The 20,422-nt window shown below is 70.6% G+C and carries 24 protein-coding genes; 14 read left to right on the forward strand and 10 right to left on the reverse strand.

Going from position 1 to position 20,422, the window contains the following annotated elements; genetic code table 11:
* Positions 1-27 precede the first annotated feature (27 nt).
* From ACH4TV_RS22695 to ACH4TV_RS22710, 4 genes are all read left to right on the forward strand, one after another.
* Complete coding sequence (locus ACH4TV_RS22695; protein ID WP_398400829.1) at positions 28-573, forward strand: hypothetical protein; 546 nt, start codon at positions 28-30, stop codon at positions 571-573.
* Positions 574-640: 67 nt separating this feature from the next.
* Positions 641-1,312 (forward strand): hypothetical protein, encoded by a 672-nt coding sequence (locus tag ACH4TV_RS22700; protein ID WP_398400831.1) that lies wholly within the window; start codon positions 641-643, stop codon positions 1,310-1,312.
* Positions 1,313-1,429: 117 nt separating this feature from the next.
* The gene (locus ACH4TV_RS22705; RefSeq protein ID WP_398400833.1) at positions 1,430-1,852 is read left to right on the forward strand and encodes an acyl-CoA thioesterase; all 423 of its coding nucleotides are present in this window, start codon (positions 1,430-1,432) and stop codon (positions 1,850-1,852) included.
* A 97-nt stretch (positions 1,853-1,949) separates the two neighbouring features.
* Positions 1,950-2,789 carry a chitosanase gene (locus tag ACH4TV_RS22710; RefSeq protein ID WP_398400834.1) on the forward strand — a complete coding sequence of 280 codons (840 nt, stop codon included), beginning with the start codon at positions 1,950-1,952 and terminating at the stop codon, positions 2,787-2,789.
* Between the two features lie 115 nt (positions 2,790-2,904).
* On the opposite strand, the gene ACH4TV_RS22715 is transcribed toward ACH4TV_RS22710, so the two are convergent.
* From ACH4TV_RS22715 to ACH4TV_RS22745, 7 genes are all read right to left on the reverse strand, one after another.
* The gene (locus ACH4TV_RS22715) at positions 2,905-4,278 is read right to left on the reverse strand and encodes an 8-oxoguanine deaminase (protein WP_398400836.1); all 1,374 of its coding nucleotides are present in this window, start codon (positions 4,276-4,278) and stop codon (positions 2,905-2,907) included.
* 22 nt (positions 4,279-4,300) lie between these two features.
* Positions 4,301-5,221, reverse strand: a complete 921-nt coding sequence (gene pucL / locus ACH4TV_RS22720) for a factor-independent urate hydroxylase (RefSeq protein ID WP_398400838.1) — start codon at positions 5,219-5,221, stop codon at positions 4,301-4,303.
* A 7-nt stretch (positions 5,222-5,228) separates the two neighbouring features.
* Positions 5,229-5,636: a hydroxyisourate hydrolase gene (gene uraH / locus ACH4TV_RS22725; RefSeq protein WP_398400840.1), complete on the reverse strand. Its 408-nt coding sequence runs from the start codon at positions 5,634-5,636 to the stop codon at positions 5,229-5,231.
* A 5-nt stretch (positions 5,637-5,641) separates the two neighbouring features.
* On the reverse strand, positions 5,642-6,163 hold the full coding sequence (gene uraD / locus ACH4TV_RS22730) for a 2-oxo-4-hydroxy-4-carboxy-5-ureidoimidazoline decarboxylase (protein ID WP_398400842.1): 522 nt from the start codon (positions 6,161-6,163) through the stop codon (positions 5,642-5,644).
* A 119-nt stretch (positions 6,164-6,282) separates the two neighbouring features.
* The gene (locus tag ACH4TV_RS22735; protein ID WP_398401602.1) at positions 6,283-6,633 is read right to left on the reverse strand and encodes a helix-turn-helix domain-containing protein; all 351 of its coding nucleotides are present in this window, start codon (positions 6,631-6,633) and stop codon (positions 6,283-6,285) included.
* A 26-nt stretch (positions 6,634-6,659) separates the two neighbouring features.
* Positions 6,660-6,914 carry a hypothetical protein gene (locus ACH4TV_RS22740; protein WP_398400844.1) on the reverse strand — a complete coding sequence of 85 codons (255 nt, stop codon included), beginning with the start codon at positions 6,912-6,914 and terminating at the stop codon, positions 6,660-6,662.
* Between the two features lie 138 nt (positions 6,915-7,052).
* Positions 7,053-8,534 carry an aldehyde dehydrogenase family protein gene (locus ACH4TV_RS22745; RefSeq protein WP_398400846.1) on the reverse strand — a complete coding sequence of 494 codons (1,482 nt, stop codon included), beginning with the start codon at positions 8,532-8,534 and terminating at the stop codon, positions 7,053-7,055.
* A 133-nt stretch (positions 8,535-8,667) separates the two neighbouring features.
* Here ACH4TV_RS22745 and ACH4TV_RS22750 point away from each other — a divergent pair, with 133 nt between their 5' ends.
* Complete coding sequence (locus tag ACH4TV_RS22750; protein WP_398400848.1) at positions 8,668-9,459, forward strand: IclR family transcriptional regulator C-terminal domain-containing protein; 792 nt, start codon at positions 8,668-8,670, stop codon at positions 9,457-9,459.
* A 57-nt stretch (positions 9,460-9,516) separates the two neighbouring features.
* Here ACH4TV_RS22750 and ACH4TV_RS22755 read toward each other — a convergent pair whose 3' ends face one another.
* The 3 genes from ACH4TV_RS22755 to ACH4TV_RS22765 form a co-directional block, all read right to left on the reverse strand.
* Positions 9,517-10,428: an SDR family NAD(P)-dependent oxidoreductase gene (locus ACH4TV_RS22755; protein ID WP_398400850.1), complete on the reverse strand. Its 912-nt coding sequence runs from the start codon at positions 10,426-10,428 to the stop codon at positions 9,517-9,519.
* 151 nt (positions 10,429-10,579) lie between these two features.
* Complete coding sequence (locus ACH4TV_RS22760; RefSeq protein WP_398400852.1) at positions 10,580-11,221, reverse strand: response regulator; 642 nt, start codon at positions 11,219-11,221, stop codon at positions 10,580-10,582.
* Positions 11,215-12,861 carry an ATP-binding protein gene (locus ACH4TV_RS22765; RefSeq protein WP_398400854.1) on the reverse strand — a complete coding sequence of 549 codons (1,647 nt, stop codon included), beginning with the start codon at positions 12,859-12,861 and terminating at the stop codon, positions 11,215-11,217. Before ACH4TV_RS22765 ends, ACH4TV_RS22760 begins: the two co-directional genes overlap by 7 nt.
* Before the next feature lie 245 nt (positions 12,862-13,106).
* Here ACH4TV_RS22765 and ACH4TV_RS22770 point away from each other — a divergent pair, with 245 nt between their 5' ends.
* The 9 genes from ACH4TV_RS22770 to ACH4TV_RS22810 all read left to right on the forward strand — a co-directional run bounded on the left by ACH4TV_RS22770 (position 13,107) and on the right by ACH4TV_RS22810 (position 20,408).
* Positions 13,107-14,786, forward strand: coding sequence for an AMP-binding protein (locus ACH4TV_RS22770; RefSeq protein ID WP_398400856.1), 1,680 nt, complete (start codon positions 13,107-13,109; stop codon positions 14,784-14,786).
* Positions 14,787-14,823: 37 nt separating this feature from the next.
* The gene (locus ACH4TV_RS22775) at positions 14,824-15,573 is read left to right on the forward strand and encodes a PIG-L deacetylase family protein (RefSeq protein ID WP_398400858.1); all 750 of its coding nucleotides are present in this window, start codon (positions 14,824-14,826) and stop codon (positions 15,571-15,573) included.
* A 32-nt stretch (positions 15,574-15,605) separates the two neighbouring features.
* Positions 15,606-15,890 (forward strand): hypothetical protein, encoded by a 285-nt coding sequence (locus tag ACH4TV_RS22780; RefSeq protein WP_398400860.1) that lies wholly within the window; start codon positions 15,606-15,608, stop codon positions 15,888-15,890.
* Positions 15,891-16,009: 119 nt separating this feature from the next.
* Positions 16,010-17,029 (forward strand): PDR/VanB family oxidoreductase, encoded by a 1,020-nt coding sequence (locus ACH4TV_RS22785; protein ID WP_398400862.1) that lies wholly within the window; start codon positions 16,010-16,012, stop codon positions 17,027-17,029.
* Positions 17,030-17,052: 23 nt separating this feature from the next.
* Complete coding sequence (locus ACH4TV_RS22790) at positions 17,053-18,105, forward strand: Rieske 2Fe-2S domain-containing protein (RefSeq protein ID WP_398400864.1); 1,053 nt, start codon at positions 17,053-17,055, stop codon at positions 18,103-18,105.
* The gene (locus ACH4TV_RS22795) at positions 18,102-18,809 is read left to right on the forward strand and encodes an alpha/beta hydrolase (RefSeq protein WP_398400866.1); all 708 of its coding nucleotides are present in this window, start codon (positions 18,102-18,104) and stop codon (positions 18,807-18,809) included. Before ACH4TV_RS22790 ends, ACH4TV_RS22795 begins: the two co-directional genes overlap by 4 nt.
* A gap of 23 nt (positions 18,810-18,832) precedes the next feature.
* A complete protein-coding gene (locus ACH4TV_RS22800) occupies positions 18,833-19,114 on the forward strand; it encodes a muconolactone Delta-isomerase family protein (RefSeq protein WP_398400868.1) in 282 nt (93 codons plus the stop codon).
* 96 nt (positions 19,115-19,210) lie between these two features.
* Complete coding sequence (ligA, locus tag ACH4TV_RS22805; RefSeq protein WP_398400870.1) at positions 19,211-19,567, forward strand: protocatechuate 4,5-dioxygenase subunit alpha; 357 nt, start codon at positions 19,211-19,213, stop codon at positions 19,565-19,567.
* 1 nt (position 19,568) lies between these two features.
* Positions 19,569-20,408 carry a class III extradiol dioxygenase subunit beta gene (locus ACH4TV_RS22810; RefSeq protein WP_398401604.1) on the forward strand — a complete coding sequence of 280 codons (840 nt, stop codon included), beginning with the start codon at positions 19,569-19,571 and terminating at the stop codon, positions 20,406-20,408.
* Positions 20,409-20,422 lie beyond the last annotated feature (14 nt).

Below are 20,422 nucleotides of genomic sequence, written 5' to 3' on the forward strand. Positions count from 1 at the left end.
GCCGTCCGTCATGGGTATCCCGTCCTCATGACAGAGCGACCGCTGCTCCTCCTCGACGTCGACGGCCCCCTCAACCCGTTCCGCGCCCGGCTCCTGCGCCCGCGCGGCTATGTGACCCGCCGGATGCACCCCGTGAACTGGTCCGCCCGGCAGAAACCGGGCTCCCGGCGGCTGCGCCGGGGTCTGCGGATACGGCTGCACCCGGGGCACGGCGCCCGGCTGCTCGCCCTGCCGTACGACCTGGCGTGGGCCACGACCTGGATGCACGGCGCGAACAAGATGATCGGCCCGGTGATCGGGCTGCCGACCGACCTGCCGGTCATCGAGTTCACCAACCTGTTCGCCGAGGAACCCGACGGGCTCTACTGGAAGACGCGACGCGTCGTGGAGTGGGCCGACGGGCGCCCCTTCGCCTGGGTCGACGACATGATCACCGACCTCGACGTCCGCCATGTGGCCGAGCATCACGCAGGACAGGCGCTGCTCCTGCGGATCGACCCGCGCAAGGGTCTGCGGGAGCGCGAGTTCGCTGAGCTGGAGCGCTGGGCCCGCGATGTCAGACCCGGGTCGTAGTCTTCGAACGGGTCGAATCGATCAATTCGACCCGTTCGGACAGCCTGCCCCGGGGAGGAGTGCGCCCATGACACGACCGCCGACCGCCGCCCAGCGACGCGTCATCGACGCCGCCGACCCCGTCACCGGACGGCTGCGGGGTACGGAGTTCCAGCTCGCCGCACTGGTGAAGCGCGGGCTCGCCTTCCGGCACCCGCGACCCCCGCACGATCACTTCCTGACGCCGACCGGCCACCGCATACGGGAGGAAGGGCAGCGCCCGGTCACACAGACCGCCCCCGAGGCTGTCCCCACGTCCACCGCGGCCACCGCTTCCGGGGCCGCCGGGGTGTTCACGGCGCGGGTGGGCGGCGAGGAGGAGATACCGGCTGCCGGGCCCGCCCGGACGCGCGAGGTGCACAGTGCCTGGCAGGGGCTGCTGGAGCTGCGCCGGATGACCAACAGGGACGGGGCCACGGACCGTCCCTGCGGCTGGGAGCGTACGCATCTGGTGCAGGCCGCCGCGCTGGCACTGGAGGCGGCCGGCCACCACCCGGCGAACGGGGGCGGGAGCGGGAGCGGCGGTGGTTACCGGGTGCGGGCGACCCCGCAGCCGGAGGCCGTCGCCGTGCGCGAGCCCGACGGTGACGCGCTGCGGGCCTGCGCGGCCACGCTGGAGAAGGCGGGCTGGCAGGCCGGCGAGCACACCGAGCCGCGGACCGGCGCCCGCTATCTGCTGGCGTCGCCACGGCGGGCGTGACGGCTCGGGGAGCGGAACACCGGCTGGGGCAGGGGCAGTTGACGGCCGTGAGCAACCGCTCAGTACGCTTGCGGCCATCCTGTCCGCCGCAGAGCTGTCCGTCATGAAGGGGAAGTCGTGGCCGAACCGTTTTCCGTCCCGGTGACCGTCCGCGGGTACGAGACCGATGTGCAGGGACACCTCAACCAGAGCGTGTACGTCAACTACGCGGAGCACGCCCGCTGGTCGTTGCTCCACGCGGCCGGGGTCAGCCAGGCCGGGCTGATGTCCGAGGGCGTGGGTCCGGTGGCCCTGGAGACGAACATCCGTTTCCAGCGCGAGTTGCGCGCCGGCGACGAGGTCGAGGTGACGTGCGACTTCACCTGGGGCGAGGGCAAGACGTTCCGTATCCGCCAGACGATCCGCAAGACCGACGGCACGGTCGCCGCGGAGATCACGGCGGTCGCCGGGCTGATGGACCTCAGGGCGCGCAAGCTGGTCGCGGACCCGAAGGAGTACTTCCGCACGCTGGCCTCGGAGCCGGAGCTGTTCGGCCTCTGACCGGTACTCACAGCGGCCTCCTACCCTCACCCCACGGCATTCCCCACTTGGCGCGCGACCCTCGACCTCTTCCCGTCGCGCCCTGTTTGGAGACCACGTGCCGATACTGCACAGAGCCGCCGCCCGTCGTACGTTGCTGGCCGCGCTCGGCGCCACCGCGATTGTGACCACCCAGCGTGTCGCGTTCGGCGAGACGGCCGAGTCGACGGGGGCGAGTGGCGCGACCGGCAGCGGACTCGACGATCCGGCCAAGAAGGACATCGCGATGCGGCTGGTGTGCAGCGCGGAGAACTCGTCCCTGGACTGGCGGGCGCAGTACGCGTTCATCCAGGACATCGGCGACGGGCGCGGCTACACCGCCGGGATCATCGGCTTCTGCTCCGGTACGAGCGACATGCTCGCCCTCGTCGAGCTGTACACCGAGCGGGACCCGGACAACGTGCTGGCCGCCTATCTGCCCGCGCTGCGCGCGGTGGACGGGACGGACTCGCACGACGGCCTCGACCCGGGGTTCGCCGCCTCCTGGCGCGAGGCCGCCAAGACGTCCGTGTTCCGGAAGGCCCAGGACGACGAGCGCGACCGTGCCTACTTCGCCCCGGCCGTCGCCCGCGCCAAGCAGGACGGCGTCGGCACGCTGGGCCAGTTCGCGTACTACGACGCCATGGTCATGCACGGCCCCGGCACGGACGGCCTCGCCTTCGGCGGGATCTGCGAGCGGGCCCGCGCGAACGCGGCCGTCCCGGCCGCCGGCGGCAACGAGACGACGTACCTGAACGCCTTCCTCGACGCCCGTGTGTGGGCGATGGAACAGGAAGCCGCCCACGAGGACACCAGCCGCGTGGACACCGCCCAGCGCGTCTTCCTCGACCAGGGGAATCTGGACCTGGATCCGCCGCTCGACTGGAAGGTGTACGGGGACAGCTACTACATCGGCTGATCAGCTGATCGGCTACCGCATCGGCTGATCAACTGTGACGGCAGGACTCCGGCCGAGGGCCGTCCCCCTCGGCCGGAGGTATTTTCGGCCCCACTGGCCCCCTGGCCCCCCTGTTTCAGGCTCCCGCCGCGATCGCGGCCAGCCGCCGGGCCTCCGCCCTCGTCGAGCGGGCGATCTCGTCCTCGTCGACGTGCAGCAACCGCCCGTTCTCGACGATCTGTTCGCCGTTCACGAAGGACGCGGTGACCGGGGCCGCCGCGCCGAAGACGAGGGCGGTGACCGGGTCGGCGATCGACGCGTGGGCCAGGGTGTCCAGGTTCCAGAGGACCAGGTCGGCGAGTTTGCCCGGCTCCAGCGAGCCCGTCTCCCGCGCCCTGCCCAGCACTTGGGCGCCGCCGTACGTCCCGAGGCGCAGCGCCTGACGGGCGTTCAGAGCCGCTTCCCGGTGCGCTCCGAGGCGGTTGATGAGGAGGGCGTTGCGCAGTTCGGTATGGAGTTCGCCTGACTCGTTGGACGCGGTGCCGTCGACACCGAGGCCGACCGGGACGCCGGCCGCGAGCATGTCGGGGACGCGTGCGATCCCTGCCGCCAGGCGGGCGTTGGAGGACGGACAGTGGGCCACACCCGTCTTCGTACGGGCGAAGGCGGCGATGTCCGAGTCGTTCATGTGGACGCAGTGCGCCATCCACACGTCCTCGCCGAGCCAGCCGGTGGACTCGAAGTAGTCGGTCGGGCCCATGCCGAACAGCTCCTTGCAGAACTGCTCCTCCTCGACCGTCTCCGATCCGTGCGTGTGCAGCCGAACGCCCTTGCGCCGCGCCAACTCCGCGCCCTCTCGCATCAGTTCGGTCGAGACGGAGAACGGCGAGCAGGGGGCCACGGCAACGTGGGTCATGGAGTCGAAGGACGGATCGTGGTGCTCGTCGACCGTGGCCTCGGTGGCGGCGAGCGCGCCCTCCAGGGTCTCGACGGCGAAGTCCGGGGGCAGGCCGCCGTCCTTCTCGCTGCGGTCCATCGAGCCGCGGGCGAGGGTGAAGCGGACGCCCATCTCGCGGGCCGCGCCAATGATCGCCCCGGACAGGTCGCCGGAGTCCTTCGGGAAGACGTAGTGGTGGTCCGTGGCCATCGTGACGCCGCCGCGGGCCATCATGGCGAGCGAGCCCTGCGCCGCCGCGCGGACCATCGGCTCGTCGATGCGTGCCCACGTCGGGTACAGCGCCACCAGCCAGTTGAAGAGGTTGTGGTCGGTGGCCAGGCCCCGGGTGATCCACTGGTAGAAGTGGTGATGCGAGTTGACCAGGCCGGGGGTCACGAGGTGACCGCTCGCGTCGATGCGCCGGACCACGTCCGCCAGTCCCTCGGGGGCTTTGCCCGCGCCGAGCGACTCGATGCGGTTGCCCGCGATCACCACATGACCGGACGCGTACTCGGTGTCGGTGGCGTCCACGGTCGCGATCGCGCAGTTCTCGATGACGGTGCGCTGAACCATCGTACGAACGTCCTTAGAGGTCTCAGAGGTTGGTGAGGTCGGCGGGGATGCGTGCGTCGGCGCCGTCACGCAGGATCGTGCCCTCGATCAGGCCGTAGGGCCGGTCGGCGGCGAAGTACACCTCGTTGTCGTTCTTCAACCCGAACGGCTTCAAGTCCACAAGGAAATGGTGCTTGTTGGGGAGAGCGAAACGAACCTCGTCGATCTCCTCCCGCCGCTCGATGATCCGCGCGCCCATCTGGAAGAGGGTCTGCTGGAGCGAGAGCGAGTAGGTCTCCGCGAAGGCCGCCAGCAGGTGCTTCCGGGTCTGCTCGTACGACTCCTCCCAGTCCGGCATCTCCTGTGCCTCGTCGGACCAGTTGAAGCGCCAGCGCGCGGACACCTGGGTCGCCAGGACGCGGTCGTACGCCTCGGGGAGCGTCGTGTACTTGTCCTTGACGTAGCCCCAGAACTCGGAGTCCGTCGAGTTCAGCACGGTGAGGTCCTTGAGCCCCGACACGACCTCCCACGACGAGCCGTCGTACGTGATCTGCGCGACCCGGGTCTCCTGGCCCTGCCGGACGAAGGAGTGCTCGCCCTCGCCGTCCGTCGCGATCCGGTCCCAGGAGTACTCCTCGATCCGGATGCGCGCCTTCTTGATCGGCTCCTGGCTGCTCACGAAGTGGCGGGCCAGGTGGATGCCGAACTGCTCGGCGGAGTCGATGCCGTGTTCCTTGGCGAAGGCGTACACCGTGTTCTTCGTGGTGTCCGTCGGCAGGACGTTCGCGTTCGAGCCGGAGAGGTGGACCTCGTCCATGTCGCCGGAGAGCGACACGGACACGTTGAGGTCCTTGATGTGGTGGGTGGCGCCGTCGCGGGTGACGCGCACGACGCGGTTCTCGGCCTTGCCGTACTGGTTCTGGCCGAGAAAGACGGGCCGGGCCGGGTTCGGGTAATCGGTCATGGTGCTGCTAGCTCCCTCGGTATACGGAGTAGCCGAACGGGTTGAGCAGCAGCGGTACGTGGAAGTGCTCGCCCGGTACGACGGCGAACGTGATCGTCACCTCCGGGAAGAACGCTCCCGCCGCACCGCTGTCCCGATTCGCGGGGGCGTCCTGCTGCGCATCGGCCTGTTTCTTCTCCAGGTACGGCTCGACCTCGAAGTCGAGCCGCACGTGGGTCGTGCCCTCCGGCAGCGCCGGCAGGTCCTTGCACCGCCCGTCCGCGTCGGTCGCGGACCCGCCGAGCGCCCGCCAGTCCGCCTTCCGACCGGTGCGCGCGGCCAGCCGGACGGCGACGCCCGCGGCCGGACGGCCGACGCTGGTGTCCAGGATGTGCGTGGACACGGAGGCGACGAAGGCGGTGGGGTCGGTGCTCATGTCTCTTATCGATCTTCCTGTACGAGGGTGCCGAGCCGGATGCGGTTGATCTTGCCCAGTTCGGTGCGGACGATCTCCCGCTCCTCCTCCGGCGTGTTCCCGATCCGTTCCCTGACCGCGTCGCGCATCTGTTCGCCGGTCCGGCCGGTCGCGCAGATCAGGAAGACATGGCCGAAGCGCTCCTGGTAGGCCAGGTTCAGTTCGAGCATCTCCGCCTTCAGCTCCTCGGAGACGCCGGCCATCCCGCGCTGCTCGCGGGCCGAGGTCGGGTCACCGGGCTTCGGGCGGCCGATCGGCGGGTGGCCGGCCATCGCCTCGGCGAGGTCGTCGGCGGTCAGTTCTGCCATCGCGGCATCACTCGCCTCGTACAGGTCCTCGGCGGTGGCGTACGGGCGCCCGGCGAGCAGGTGCCGTCCCCAGGCCGTCGAGGCGCAGGCCTCGTGGAGGGCGGCGCGGGCCGCGGACTCCGCCAGGGCGTTGAACCGGGCGAGGCCGCCGGGGGTCGTACTCGACGTACTCGACGTCACGGCAAGCCTCCGTGGCCTTGTGCGTGCTGGACGGGCTTCGCACAGCTAACGCCTTCCGGCGACAAGGCGTCAACACTTTGTTGAAAATTCCGGGTTACGAAGCCCCCGCATCAAGGCCGTCAGGCCTCTTTCTCGCGGTTCAGGTAGTTGTAGACCGTGAAGCGGCTCACCCCGAGGGCGCCCGCCACGGTCTCGACCCCGTGCCGCACGGAGAAGGCGCCGCGCGCCTCAAGTATCCGTACGACCTCCTGCTTGGCCTTGCGGTCCAGCTCGGCCAGCGGTTTGCCGCGCTTGCGCTCCAGGGCGGCCAGGATGTGATCGAGCGAGTCGGCGAGCTGCGGCAGGCGTACGGCGACCACGTCGGCACCCTCCCAGGCGAGCACGACGTCGTCGGGACCGGCCTCGTCGGGCGGGACCAGCTCGCCGCCCATGGCGTCGACCAGCGGCTTCACGGCCGCGATGAAGGCCATGTCGGCGGACCCGCCCCCCGCGCCGGTCACTTGCCGCCCTCCCCGTCGATCACGTTGACCTGGAGCGAGATCCGGGTCGCGCCCGCCTCCAGGGTCCTGCGCAGCAGCGCGTCCAGGGCGGTGAGCACGGCGTCGGCGCGCCCCTCGGCGGTGTTGCCGAACGGGCCGACGTCCACCGCGTCCAGCTCGGCCGCCTCGATGACCTCGCGGGCGACCAGCGCGTGTTCGGGCGCCTCGTCCAGATCGAAGGGCTCGGTCGTGAACTCCACTCTCAATCGCACTGTGCCCCCAGAACACGCCTCTGACCTGCACTCCAGGCCAATCGATTTCACCGGGACGGAGCCGCTCGGTCCGCTACGAGGCGACCCTAACCGACCAGGGCATCCCTCCGCCCTGCACGTGGCCAAGCCCGGACCGTCCTAGCCCTGCACGGTGATGGTGTGCGGTTCGGTGAAGGAGAGCAGGCCCTCCGGGCCCATTTCGCGTCCGATGCCGCTCTGGCGGAAGCCGCCGAAGGGAGCCCGGTCGTCGCACGCGACGGCGTTGGCGTGGTTGATCCAGGTGGTGCCGGTGCGCAACCGCTCGGCGAGGGCCGCCGCGCGGGCGGGGTCGGTGCTCCAGACCGAGGAGCACAGCCCCGACCAGTCGTTGTTGACCCGGTCCAGTACGGAATCGACGTCGTCGAAAGGCAGGATCGGCAGGGCGGGGCCGAACTGCTCCTCGGTGACGATCCGCAGGCCGGGGTCGGGATCGAGGACGAGGGCGGGACGCAGGAAGTGTCCTCCGGAGGAGGCGGCGCCGGGGGCCAGGGTGCCCAGTTCACGGATCTCGGCTCCGGCGTCGGCCGCCTCGGCCAGCATGGCGGTGACCTTGTCGCGCTGGGCGGCACTGTTGAGCGGGCCCATGGTCGAGGCGGGATCTGCGCCGGGGCCCACCCGCTGGGTGTCGAGGGCCGCGGCGAGCGCGTCGACGAGTTCGTCGTAGCGGGACCGGTGGACGTACAGCCGCTTCACTGCCATGCAGACCTGGCCGCTCGTCAGGAACACGCCCTGGACGAGCCGTCCGATGTGCTCCTGGTCGAGGTCGGCGTCGTCCAGGACGATCGCGGGGTCGTTGCCGCCGAGTTCGAGCGTCACCGAAGCCAGGTTCTGTGCGGCGGCGGTCATGATGTTCTTGCCTGCGGCCGTGCTGCCGGTGAACACGATCTTCCGGACCCGGGGATCGGTGAGCAGGGGGGCGACCGCTTCGTTCGTGCCGGTCACGACGTTCAGCACTCCGGCGGGGAGTCCCGCGGCGAACAGTTCCAGGGTGCGGACCATGGCCAGCGGCACGGTGGGCGGCGGCTTGACCACGACGGTGTTCCCGGCCAGCAGCGCGTACGGCAGGCTCGCTCCGAGGATCGCGATCGGCCAGTTGAACGGCACGATGATGGTGACCACGCCCATGGGCAGCCGGTGGATGCGCGAGGTCAGCGGCGGGCCGTCGAGGTGCCGTACCCGGTCGAGGGAGTCGACCAGTTCCATCGCCGCCCGGGTCCGCGCGACGAAGACCCCCATCTCGATCTGGCTCTCGAAGGCGATCTTGCCGTTCTCGCGGGTCATCAGGGCCGCACGATCGGCCGCGCTGTCGTCGAGCAGGGTGAGCGCCTGGCCGATGATCTCCGCTCGTCGGCGGGCGGGCATCGCGGCCCAGGCGGGGAACGCCGCGTCCGCGGCCGCCACCGCCGCGCGGGCCTGGCCGGGGGTCGCCGCGGCGGCATGGCCGACGATCCGGTCGGGGGCGGCCGGGTCGTGGACGGCTGACCAGCTGTCGGTCTCGACGGTTTTGCCGTCGATGAACAGCCCGGTCCGAACGGCGTCCGCCCGGGTCTGTGCTGGTTCTGTTGCGAGTTTCTCGGACATGCGGCTCTCCAAGGGATCAAGTGGAAGAAAGGCTGAGGACCGTCCGGGTTCTGATCAACGGACAGTTATCCGCACCACGGACGCCCGCTAGGCTGAAGCAGATACCCCAGCCGGACGGCAGCCGAGGAGTCACGTGCCACGCCAGGGAGCAGGACCGGACTTCATCGAGGCGCTGGCCCGGGGCCTGGAGGTCATCGCCGCGTTCCGGCCCGGACAACCCCAGATGTCGCTGTCCCAGGTCGCCGGCGCGACCGGACTCGCCAGGCCGACCGCCCGCCGGATTCTGCTCACCCTCGAAGAACTCGGCTATGTCCGTTCGGGCGAGACGGGGTTCGCACTGACGCCGAGAGTGCTCGAACTCGGGGTCGCCTACGTGCAGTCCATGGGTTTGTGGGACATCGCGCGACCCCATATGGAGCGGCTGGTGGAGCGGACCGACGAGTCGTGCTCCGTGGCCCAACTGGACGGATCGGACATCATCTACGTCGCCCGGGTGGCCGTCCCCAAGCTGGTGACCCTGTCGGTGCGGATCGGAACGCGCTTCCCGGCATTGCAGACCTCCTTGGGCAAAGTGCTGCTCGCGGCCCTGTCGGCCGATGAACTGACGCGGGTGCTCGCCGAACCCTCGCGCTCGGGGGTGACGCCGCGCCGGCAGCCCGACCGGGAGGAACGCGACGCGGTCCTGCGGGAGGTGCGGGCCCGTGGCTGGGCGCTGACCGATGAACAGTTGGCGCTCGGCATCCGGTCGGTCGCGGCCCCGCTGCGGGACGGCTCCGGCCGGGTCATCGCGGCCCTCAACGTGAACTGCCATGCGGCCGAGACTTCGGTCGAGCGGCTCGTGGAGGCGCATCTGCCGCTGCTGCTGCAGACCGCGGGAGACATCAGCGCGGACTTCGCCCGTGTCTCCGCAGTACCGCACGCCTGAGACGACAGACCGTGAACGGACACCCGTCCGGTGCGCGTCACGCATGCTCGCCGGCCCTCACGCGTGCTCGATGGCTTCGAGATCGAGCGGCGTGGGCCTGAACTCCTGCAGCCGGTCCGCATAGGCACCGGCGAACAGCTCACCGACCGACTCGGTGGTCCAGCCGCCCGGCCGGAACTGCTCGTCGACCTCGCCGGGGTGCGTCCACAGGGCGATCCGGTCGCCCCCGGCCGCGATGGCCTGTCCGGTGATGTGGGCCGACTCCTTCGACGCCAGGTACACGATGACCGGTGCGACGTCGTCCGGCGACCCCAGGCCCTGCCGTCGGGCCGCCTCGGGAACCGGCTCCCCCGCTTCGACCTTGGCGACCAGGTCCCCGAGGGTGGGGATGGTCGCGACCATGCGGGTCAGCGCGGTCGGCACGATGGCGTTGACGGTGACGCCGATCTTCGCGAGCTCGACCGCCCAGGTACGCGTCATGGCGACGATCGCTCCCTTGGACGCCGAGTAGGCGGTCTGGCCGAAGCTGGCGCGCTGTCCGGCGGGCGATCCCACCAGGATGAGCCGGCCGCCCTCGCCCTGTTCGCGAAAGCGGGCCGCCGCGGCGCGGCCGCAGGTGAACGTACCGCGCAAGTGACTGGTGACGACGAGGTCGAAGTCGTCGTCGGTGGTGTTGCGCAGGGTCCTGTCGCGCAACGCGCCGGCGTTGCTGATCATCACGTCGAGGCGGCCGAACTCGTCGACCGCGCGCCGCACCAGCGCGTCGGCGAACTCGGCACCGCCGACCGCGCCGACCTGGGCGACGGCCGCCCCGCCCGCGCCCGTGATCGCGTCGGCCGTCTCCTCGGCCACCTCGGCGTCCAGGTCGTTCACCACGACGGCGGCACCCGCCGCCCCCAGCGCACGGGCGTAGGCCCGTCCCAGGCCCCGGCCCGCTCCCGTCACGATGGCGACTCGGCCGTCGAGCATGATGTCCTCCTGAGCTGGAAGCCGGTACAGCGAACTCCCTGAGCGTAGGAACGCCCGGGCCCGCGGGAATCCCGCCGATGACGGCACCTGCCGCCGACCTGTGTCCCGGCCGCTCCGGGACATCCGTCGCGGCACCGCCCCTCTGCGGCAGTCAGCCGCGCGGCGGTACCAGTCCCTGTCGTACGGCGAGGAGTGCGGCCTGGGTCCGTGACGTGAGCCGGAGTTTGCGCAGCACGTTGCTCACGTGGGTGCGGGCGGTGCGCTCACTGATCACCAGTTCGTCGGCGATCTGCTGGTTCGACCGTCCTTCGGCAACAAGGACGAGGACATCGCGTTCCCGGCCGGTGAGCGAGGCCAGGCCGGTCGGCGGAGAGACGATCTCCCGGGTGAGTCCCCTGGCCACCGCGGGATCGAGGTAGACCTCGCCGCAGGCGGCCGCGCGGATCGCGGCGACCACTTCACCCGCTTCGGCGTCCTTGAGCAGGTAGCCGGCGGCGCCCTGCTCCAGCGCGGCGTGGACACGTTCCATCTCGCCGAAACTGGTCAGCACCACGACCCGGACATCAGGGTGGCGCTTCTTGATCATCCCGATCGCCGTCACCCCGTCCAGCTTCGGCATCAGCAGGTCGATCAGCACCACGTCCGGAAGTTCCCGATGCGCTGCCATCGAGTCCAGCCTGGTGAGCGCCTCCTGCCCGTCCGCGGCTTCCGCGGCCACCTCCATGTCGTCCAGGACCTCCAGATAGGCGCGGATTCCGCGGCGTACGACGGCATGGTCGTCGACGATCAGCACGCGGACGGCGCGGGGCCCGGCGCCTGCCGGAGCGGCACCGCCGGTGGGTTGCTCCGGGAGCCGTCCGAGGCCGTGGGAGGCAGCTCCGGCACCCGTACGGGGAGGGGTATGACGATCCGCACGGTCGTGCCGCTCTTCGTGCCGGCTCTGATCCTCATGGTGCCGCCCCATCGCTCCGCCCTCTCCCGCATGGTCGTCAGTCCGTAGCCGTGGTCCCAGCCAGTACCGGCCGTCCGGCGGCCCTCCCCGCCGGGTTCCGGCAGTCCGCGACCGTCGTCGCGGACGCTCGCGGTCAGGGTGTGGTCGCGTACACCGAGGCGGATGGTGACCGTGGTGGCCTCCGCGTGCTTGACCACGTTGTGGATGGCCTCCGCGACGATCCGGTACATGTCCTCGGCCAGTTCCGGTTCGACGTCGGTCACTTCCTTTCCGTACAGGAGCCGGATGGCGAGACCTGTCCGGTTCTCGGTGCTCTTGACGAGCGCGCTCACCGCGTCTTCCAGGCCGAGCCGGGTGGAGGAGGACGGGCGCAGTTCGTGCACCATCGCGCGGAGGTCGGCGCGGACGGTCTGCGAGAGCGCTCCGATCTCCTCCGCGAAGGCGCGGACGGCCTCCGCGGGAACCGGTCCGCCGCGCGCGCCCAGTACTCCGACGGCGTTGGCCTGCATGCCGATGGAGAAGACCTGCTGGACGATCGAGTCGTGCAGATCGCGGGCGAGGCGCTGGCGTTCGTTGCGACGGGCCCCTTCGCGCTCGCGCTGCAGCAGCGCGGCGTAGTCGACGGCGAGGGCGGCCTGTTCCGCCATGGCGGCGAGGAACTCCAGGGTCCGGCCGCCGATCTCCTGCCCGGGCGCGAAGTACGCGTTCAGCACGCCTTCGGGACGGCCGCGGGCCATCAGCGGGACGCTGACGAAGGAGTCCCAGTTCAGCTCGCCGAGGTAGGCGTGCAGCGGTGCCCAGGCCGGGTCCGCGAGGATCTGGGCCCACCGGTGAGGGACGACGATCGGCTCGCGCTCCCTCAAGGCGTCCAGCATGCTCAGCCGGGCGCCCCGGTCCTGGCACTCCAGCAGACGGTCGAGGAACGCGTCCCAGTGCCGCAGCCCCGCGGAACCCATCAGCCGCAGTTCCCGGCCCGTGCCGTCCAGGATGAGGATCTGCGCGCCGGCCAGGCCGTCGGCCTGGACGATCTGCTGGGCCACGGCGTCCAGGGTCGAGCCGAGCGACCCCTCCGCGGCCAGTGCGATCGACGTCTGGGCGATCGCCGCGATCCTGCGCTGCCGATGCCGTTCGTCGGTCACGTCGCGGAACGACACAATCGTGAACGTGGGGTCGGCCGGCAGGCGACGGGCCCGGTAGGCGAACTCGCGCCGGGTTCCGGAGGCGGGCATCCAGTGGGCCACCTGCTCGTCCGACTGGTACTCCAGCAGCCCCGCCTGACACGTGGCGCCCCCCGCCACCAGCGCGAACGGGGCCGGCGTACCGAGCAGTTCGGCCTCCTCGCCCGCGCCGCACAACGCGACCGCCGCCGGGTTCAGCCGGACGAAGCGGCCCGCGCAGTCGAGGACCGCGAGACCGTCCGGTGCGACGGCGGCGACATCGTCCCAGCCCACGAGCGGCGACGGCGACGGCGATCCGGACATGACCGATCTCCTCAGTATCGTCGTCGTTGACGAGCGGCGAACCCAGCCCCGCTGCATCGTAGCCCGGTGGATTCGGGGCGGGTCTACGTCATTCGACCTGTTCATCGGCAGGTCGAAGGGCCGAGCCGGTTCAGTCATTGCGCGCGTTCCCCACGGTGAGGCCGCCTGCCTAGGTTGAGGGGGAGCCCCGTGGATCGTTACTCCCCCGAAGGATCCACGGGGCCGTACGAGCGGCCTGTTCGGCCGTGCGCTTCGCGCAAGCCATCGAGGACGAGGAGGTCCGAGACGTGGACGTGTCCATCGGCACGATCTGGGAGGCGGTCTGCCGCGCGCTGCCCGATGCCGTCGCCATCACGGAGCCCGGTCGTGAAACCACGTACCGGGAGTTCGACGAGCGCGCGTCACGGCTGGCCGCCGCACTGGAATCGGCCGGGGTGGGCGAGGGCGACACCGTGGCCTGCTACCTGTACAACGGCGCCGCCTACCTGGAGACCGTCTTCGCCGCCTTCAAACTCGGCGCCGTGCCGGTGAACGCCAACTACCGCTACACGGGCGAGGAACTCTCCGAACTCCTGACCGACGCCGACGCGGCCGCGGTCGTCTTCAACGGTGCCCTGGCCGACCGGGTCACGCATGCCGCGAAGCATGTGCGCACACTGAAGCTGCTGGTGAGGGTGGGCGAGCCGCCCGCGGACGGTCCGGGCGGGCCCGTCGTGCCCGAACTGGAGGAGCTATTGACGGCGCACGCGCCGCGCGAGCCGCAGCGACGGCCCGGAACGGACCAGCTGTTCATGTACACCGGCGGGACCACGGGCAAGCCCAAGGGCGTCATGTGGCAGCTGAGCGATCTGCTGCGCGCGCACGTGGTCCCGTACTACCACCCGCTCGGAGTCACCGAACTCCCCGCGACCCTCGACGAAGCCGTGGCCATCGCCGTCAAGGCACGCCACGAAGGCCGCGCGCCGACCACCATGCCCGTCGTACCCCTGATGCACGCCACCGGGCTGTTCAACACCATGGGCGCCCTGATGACAGGAGGCCGGGCGGTCACCGCACGATCGGGCGGCCTCGACCCGGAACATGTCTGGCACATGATCGCCGAGCAGCAGGTGGACACGGCGATCATCGCGGGCAACGCGGTGTGCCGCCCACTCGTCGACGAACTCCTGCGGGCTGAGAAAGCCGGGACGCCGCACGACCTGCGCTCGTTGCGCGGGATGATCAGCTCCGGCACCGCGCTCAGCGATCCCCTCAAAAGAGCGCTGCACGAGCGTGCCGACGTCACGATCACCGAAGCCATCGCATCGAGCGAAGGAGGCCCTTTCGCCTTCGCGATCACCTCCTCGGTAGAGGATCTGCCCTCGCGTTTCCGCCCCGTTCCCGCGACGCGGGTGATCGGCTCCGATGACCGCTTCCTCGAGCCCGGCAGCGACGAGACGGGTGTCCTCGCCTACTGCGGGCCCATGCCGCTCGGCTACTACAAGGACACCGACAAGAGCGCGAAGGCCTACCGCACCATCGAGGGGGTCCGGTACGCGATCCCCGGCGACCTGGCTCGCATCGAGGCCGACGGCGCCATCCGTTTCCTCGGACGCGGTTCCGGCGTGATCAACACGGGCGGGGAGAAGGTGCACCCCCAGGAAGTGGAGAGCGTCCTGCTCACGCACCCCGGTGTGACGGACTGCGTCGTCGTCGGCGTCCCCGACGAGACCTGGGGCGAGCGGGTGGCAGCCGTCGTCGCGGTCCCGCCGGGCACCGCCGTCACCGGCGAGGAACTGCGCGACTGGGCCCGCCGGAGCCTCGCCGGCTACAAGGTGCCGCGTTCCGTCGTCCTCACGGATGCCCTGCCACGGACCCCGACCGGCAAGCTCGAAGTCGCCTGGGCCAGGAAGACGGCCCAGGACTCCGACGCGGCCGGAACCTGACGGTCACACTCTCATTCCGCAAGCCCAAGGAGCCCCGATGCCCCCCAACACCTCCAGCCCGTCCGAAGGGTCACTGCTGGTGATCAGCGCCCACGCCGGCGACTTCGTCTGGCGGGCCGGCGGCGCCATCGCCCTGGCCGCCGAACGCGGGCAGCGTGCCAAGGTGCTGTGCCTGAGCTTCGGTGAGCGCGGGGAGTCGGCCCGCGCCTGGCGGGACGGCCTCGGCCTCGACGAGATCAAGGAGCTGCGCCGGGCGGAGGCTTCGAGCGCCGCCGCGGCGCTGGGTGCGGAGATCGAGTTCCTGGACGCCGGGGACTATCCGCTCATCGAGACGCCGGAGCTGGTGGACCGCATCGTCCGGGTCTACCGCGAGGCCGACCCCACCGTCGTGCTCACCCACCCGCCGGCCGACCCGTACAACGGCGACCACCCGGCGGCCTCCCGGATGGCGCTCCAGGCGCGTGTGCTCGCCCAGGCGATCGGCTACGAGGCGCCCGGTGAACCCCTCGGCGCTCCCCCGGTGTTCTTCTTCGAGCCGCACCAGCCGGAGCAGTGCGACTTCAAGCCGAACGTCCTGCTGGACATCACCTCCGTCTTCGACAAGAAGCGCAAGGCGATGGAGTGCCTGGCCGCCCAGCAGCACATGTGGGACTACTACACCGACCTCGCCAAGCGCCGGGGCGTACAGCTGAAGCGGAACGCCGGCCCGAACCTGGGCCTGACGCACGCGACCATGGCCGAGGCGTACGTACGGCTCTACCCGGAGACGACAGGGACCCTGGCGTGACGGCGGAGGCGGCAGCGAGCCCGGAGGCAACGGTGAGCACCGTGAAGCAGCCCGGGGTGATCCAGGTCTGGGTTCCCTTCCGCGACACGTCCCTCTACGTGGCCTTCCCGGACGGGGACGACGGAACGCCGGGCCGGCACGTCCTGTTGGCCGGTGCCCTGTCGCGGGGTGACGTCACCCGCGATGCCCTCTACGGCGAGGCGATGTGGCGCGTCGACGCCCGTGACCTGCACGCCGTGGTCGAGGCCCTGTGGAGCACCGGCCGTCCGGTGCGGATCCACCTCGACCAGTCCCCCGCGGACCGCACGGCCGGCTGACCCGCGACGGATGACGTATCCCGGACACGACCATGTGCCGCCGGGCTCCGGTCATCCGAGCGACGACCCCGCGTTTCACAGCGCATAGCGTCGATCGCGTACCCCTGAGGAGATGATCGATGACGGACCCGTCAGCCGCTGTCCTGGACACGCTCACCACCACCGAAGCCGGATTCGACGGCACCCTTGTCGTGCAGTCCCGGCGGAACGTGGCGGACGGAGTCGTGTCGCTCGAACTCGGGCCGCGCTCCGGCGAAGGCGAGGGCGAAAGCGGACCTCTGCCGGTCTGGCAGCCGGGAGCGCACATCGACGTCGTCCTACCCACGGGCCTCACCCGGCAGTACTCGCTCTGCGGGCCGACGGAGCACACCTCGCGCTGGCGGATCGCGGTGCTGCGGGAGCCCGACGGACGCGGCGGATCGCAGTGGATCCACGACAACGTCCGTGCGGGCGGCGAACTCCGGGTGCGCGGTCCGCGCAACAACTTCGCGCTGCGGCCCGCGGCGCGCTACCTGTTCATCGGCGGCGGCATCGGCATCACCCCGCTGCTCCCGATGATCGCCGAGGCCGAGGCGGCGGGGGCCGACTGGTCCCTGCTCTACGGCGGCCGGACGCGGGCGTCCATGGCGTTCCTGCCCGAACTGGAGCCGTACGGCGAGCGCGTCGACGTACGGCCGCAGGACCAGCACGGTCTGCCCGATCTCGCCGGCTTCCTCGGTGATCCCGACCCTTCCGCCCTCGTCTACTGCTGCGGCCCGGCCGGGCTGATCGACGCGGTCGAGGCACGCTGCGCGAGCTGGCCGGCGGGGTCCCTGAACGTGGAGCGGTTCGCCGCGGTGACCGGGCAGCAGCCCGTCGGCGGCGAGAGCGACCCACCGATCGAGGTCGAGCTGCGGGCATCCGGAATGACGCTGACCGTTCCGCCGCAGCTGTCGGTCCTCAAGGCGGTGGAGGAGGCGGGCGTTTCGGTGCTGTCCTCCTGCGAGGAAGGCATCTGCGGTTCCTGCGAGACCGCTGTCATCGAGGGCGAGATCGACCACCGCGACTCCCTGCTCACCGAGGACGAGCGGGCCGCGGGCGACACGATGCTGATCTGCGTCTCCCGTGCGCGCGGCGGACGTCTCGTCCTGGACCTCTGACTGAAGAGAGAGGAACTGCTGCCATGTCCCCACATGTGCGCAACGGCTGGTACTTGGGAGCCTGGTCCGACGAAATCGGCCGGACGCTCAAGCAACGCTGGATCACGGACCTGCCGGTCTGCTTCTACCGGCTGCCCGACCAAACCGTCACCGCCGTCGAGGACCGCTGCCCCCACCGCAAGTACCCCTTGTCGCTGGGGCACCTGGACGACGAGGGCACACTCCAGTGCGACTACCACGGCTACCGCTTCGACGGCCGGGGCGTGTGCGTCGGGGTCGCCGAGCAGACCGACCGGCCCAAGGCGGCGCTGCGCCGGTTCCCGCTGGTCGAGCGGGACGGCGCCATCTGGATCTGGCCCGGCGACCCGGAGCTGGCCGACGAGAGCCTGCTGCCCGACACGTCGTGGCTGAACGACCCGGAGTGGACCCATGTGCACGGCGTCGTACCGCTGAAAGCACGGCACGTGCTGCTCCTGGAGAACCTGCTCGACCTGACCCACGAGACGTTCCTGCACCCGACGAGCATCGGCAACGCCGCCGTCGCCGCCACCCCGATCGACGTGACCGTGGACGGCGACCGGGTCGGCTTCAGCCGCCGCATGGTCGGCATCGAGGCTCCTCCCTTCTACGAGAAGTCCTGCGGCCTGACCTCGCCGGTGGACCGCTGGCAGGACGGCGAGTTCCACCCCCCGGGGGTCTTCATCCTCCACATCCGCGTGGCGGCCACCGGCACCGAGGAACCGGAGGGCTTCCACATGCGGGTGCTGTACGGGATGACGCCCGCGCGCGGCAACGAGACGCACGACTTCTACGCCCTGGGCCGCGACTACCTCATCGACGACGAGGAGCTGACGGCGTTCCAGCACGAGCAGCAGCTCGCCGTGATGCAGGAGGACGTAGACGCCCTGGAGGCACAGGAGTTGATGTACGCCACCGACCCGGGCGGCACCGCGGAGTCCAGCATCAAATCCGACCTCGCGGCGCTCCGCGGTCGCCGCGCGCTGATGAAGATGCTCGCCCGCGAACAGCGCGGACAGCAGGGCGACCGTACCGCCCGCCCCAAGGAGTCCGTATGAGCGTTTTCGTCCTGCTCCACGGAGCCTGGCACGGCGGCTGGGTGTGGCAGCGCGTGGCACCGCTGCTGCGTGCTGCCGGACACGAGGTGCACTCCCCCACGCTGACCGGGGTGAGCGACCGTGCCCATCTGCTCTGTCCGCAGGTCGGGCTCGGCACGCACGTCCAGGACGTCGTGGCGCTGATCGAGGCCCACGACGCCCGGGACGTGGTGCTCGTCGGGCACAGTTACGCCGGCCAGGTCGTCACCGGGGTCGCGGACCGGATCCCGGAGCGGCTGGCGAAGCGGGTCCACCTCGACGCCTTCGTCGGCGACGACGGCGACGCGGCGATCGACCTGCTGCCCGCCCGCATCGCCGGGCACTACCGGGAGTCCGTGTCCGGACCCGGCTTCGGCTGGCTGATTCCGGTGCGCTCGCTGAGTGTGCTCGGAGTCGAGGAGCAGTCGGACCTCGACTGGCTCGGCCCCCGGCTGACTCCGCACCCGTGGCTGACCTACACCGAGCCGCTGCGGCTCACGGGCAAGGCGGACCAGGTCCCCGGTGTCTTCATCGAATGCACCGACTGGATGCGGGTGTTCACCCCGCACGCCGAGCGGGCCGCCGCCCGCGGCTGGCCGGTCCACGAGATCGCCACGGGACACGAGGCCATGGTCACGGCCCCCGTCGAACTGGCCGAACTGCTGCTGCGGATCGCGGCAGCGTGACCCGACCGTTGAGAGGACGCCGTATGGAATTCCTGGTCCGCACCGAGAACACCCTGCCCCCGGACACCCCCGACGACGTCCGCGAGGCCCTGCGCAAGGGCGAGCGGGAACGGGCCATGCAGCTCCGCGAGGCCGGAATCCTCAAGCGGCTCTGGCGGGTTCCAGGACGCAACGCCACCATCGGCCTGTACGAGGCTGCCGATCCGGCGGAGCTGCACGACGCGCTGGTCTCGCTGCCGATGTGGAAGTGGATGGACATCACCGTGGAGGCGCTCGCGACCCACCCGCAGGAGAAGGCGCCATGACCGTCCCGCCGGACCGGACGGTACGAACGGCCGTGCCGGGGTGCGCCTTCATCACCGGCACGGCAGAACAAGGCAAAGGGAAGGGAGAGAAACGGGATGTCCAGCACCACACCCCAGGTCCCCGGCACCTACGTCTTCGACGCCGCCGAGAGCCGCCGCGGCCGAGCGCTGAACCGGCTCTGCGGGTCCCTCAAGGACGCCGGGAACCGCACGCGGTTCCAGGCCGACGAAGCCGCGTACTGCGATGCGTACGGGCTTGACGCACAGCAACGCGACGCCGTCCTGGGACGGGACTGGACGCGGATGATGGAGCTGGGCGGCTCCATCTTCTACGTCTTCAAGCTCGCCGTGCTCGACCAGAAGTCCATGCAGTACCTCGGCGGGGTGTTCACCGGTATGACCACCGAGGAGTTCGCGGACGCGTTGAGAGCGGGAGGGCGGAACTTTGGCTGAGGTGATCTGGGGACTGGCCACCTCGCACGTACCGTCGATCGGTGCGGCCATGGACCACGGGAAGACGGAAGACCCGTACTGGAAGCCCCTGTTCGACGGATACGCGCCGGCGCGGGAGTGGATGGCCCGGCACACCCCCGATGTCGCGGTCGTCATCTACAACGACCACGCCAACGCCCTGGACCTGAACATCACCCCGACCTTCGCGCTCGGGACGGCCCAGTCGTACCGAGTGGCCGACGAGGGATGGGGCAGCCGCCCTGTTCCGGTCGTCCGCGGCGCCCCGGAGTTCTCCGACCACCTCGTCGAGAGCCTGATGGACGCCTCCTTCGACCTCACCGTCTTCCAGGAACTCGACGTCGACCACGGGCTGACCGTGCCCCTGTCGGTGTACTGCCCCGATCCCGGGGAGAGTTGGCCGTGCGCGGTCGTTCCCCTCCTGGTGAACGTCATCCAGTACCCGCAGCCCACCGCCGCGCGATGCCTGGCCCTCGGCCGTGCGCTCGGTGAGGCGATCCGGTCCTTCCCCGAGGACCTGAAGGTCGCCGTCTTCGGCACCGGAGGCATGTCCCACCAGCTCGCGGGCGCCCGCGCGGGACTGATCAACCAGGACTTCGACCGGATGTTCCTCGACGCGATCGAGCACGACCCCGGGAAACTGGCCGCGCTGACCCGCGAGGAGTACATCCGTGAGGCCGGCTCCGAGGGCATCGAGCTGATCATGTGGCTGATCATGCGCGGCGCGCTGGGCCCCCGGCTACGCCGCGTGCACGAGACCTACCATGTGCCCGCCTCGAACACGGCGGCCGGGATGGTGCTGTTCGACAACCAGGTCCCCTGAGCCGCCCCGTCCGC

The organism is Streptomyces sp. NPDC020898, from assembly GCF_044333925.1.
Classification (GTDB): domain Bacteria; phylum Actinomycetota; class Actinomycetes; order Streptomycetales; family Streptomycetaceae; genus Streptomyces.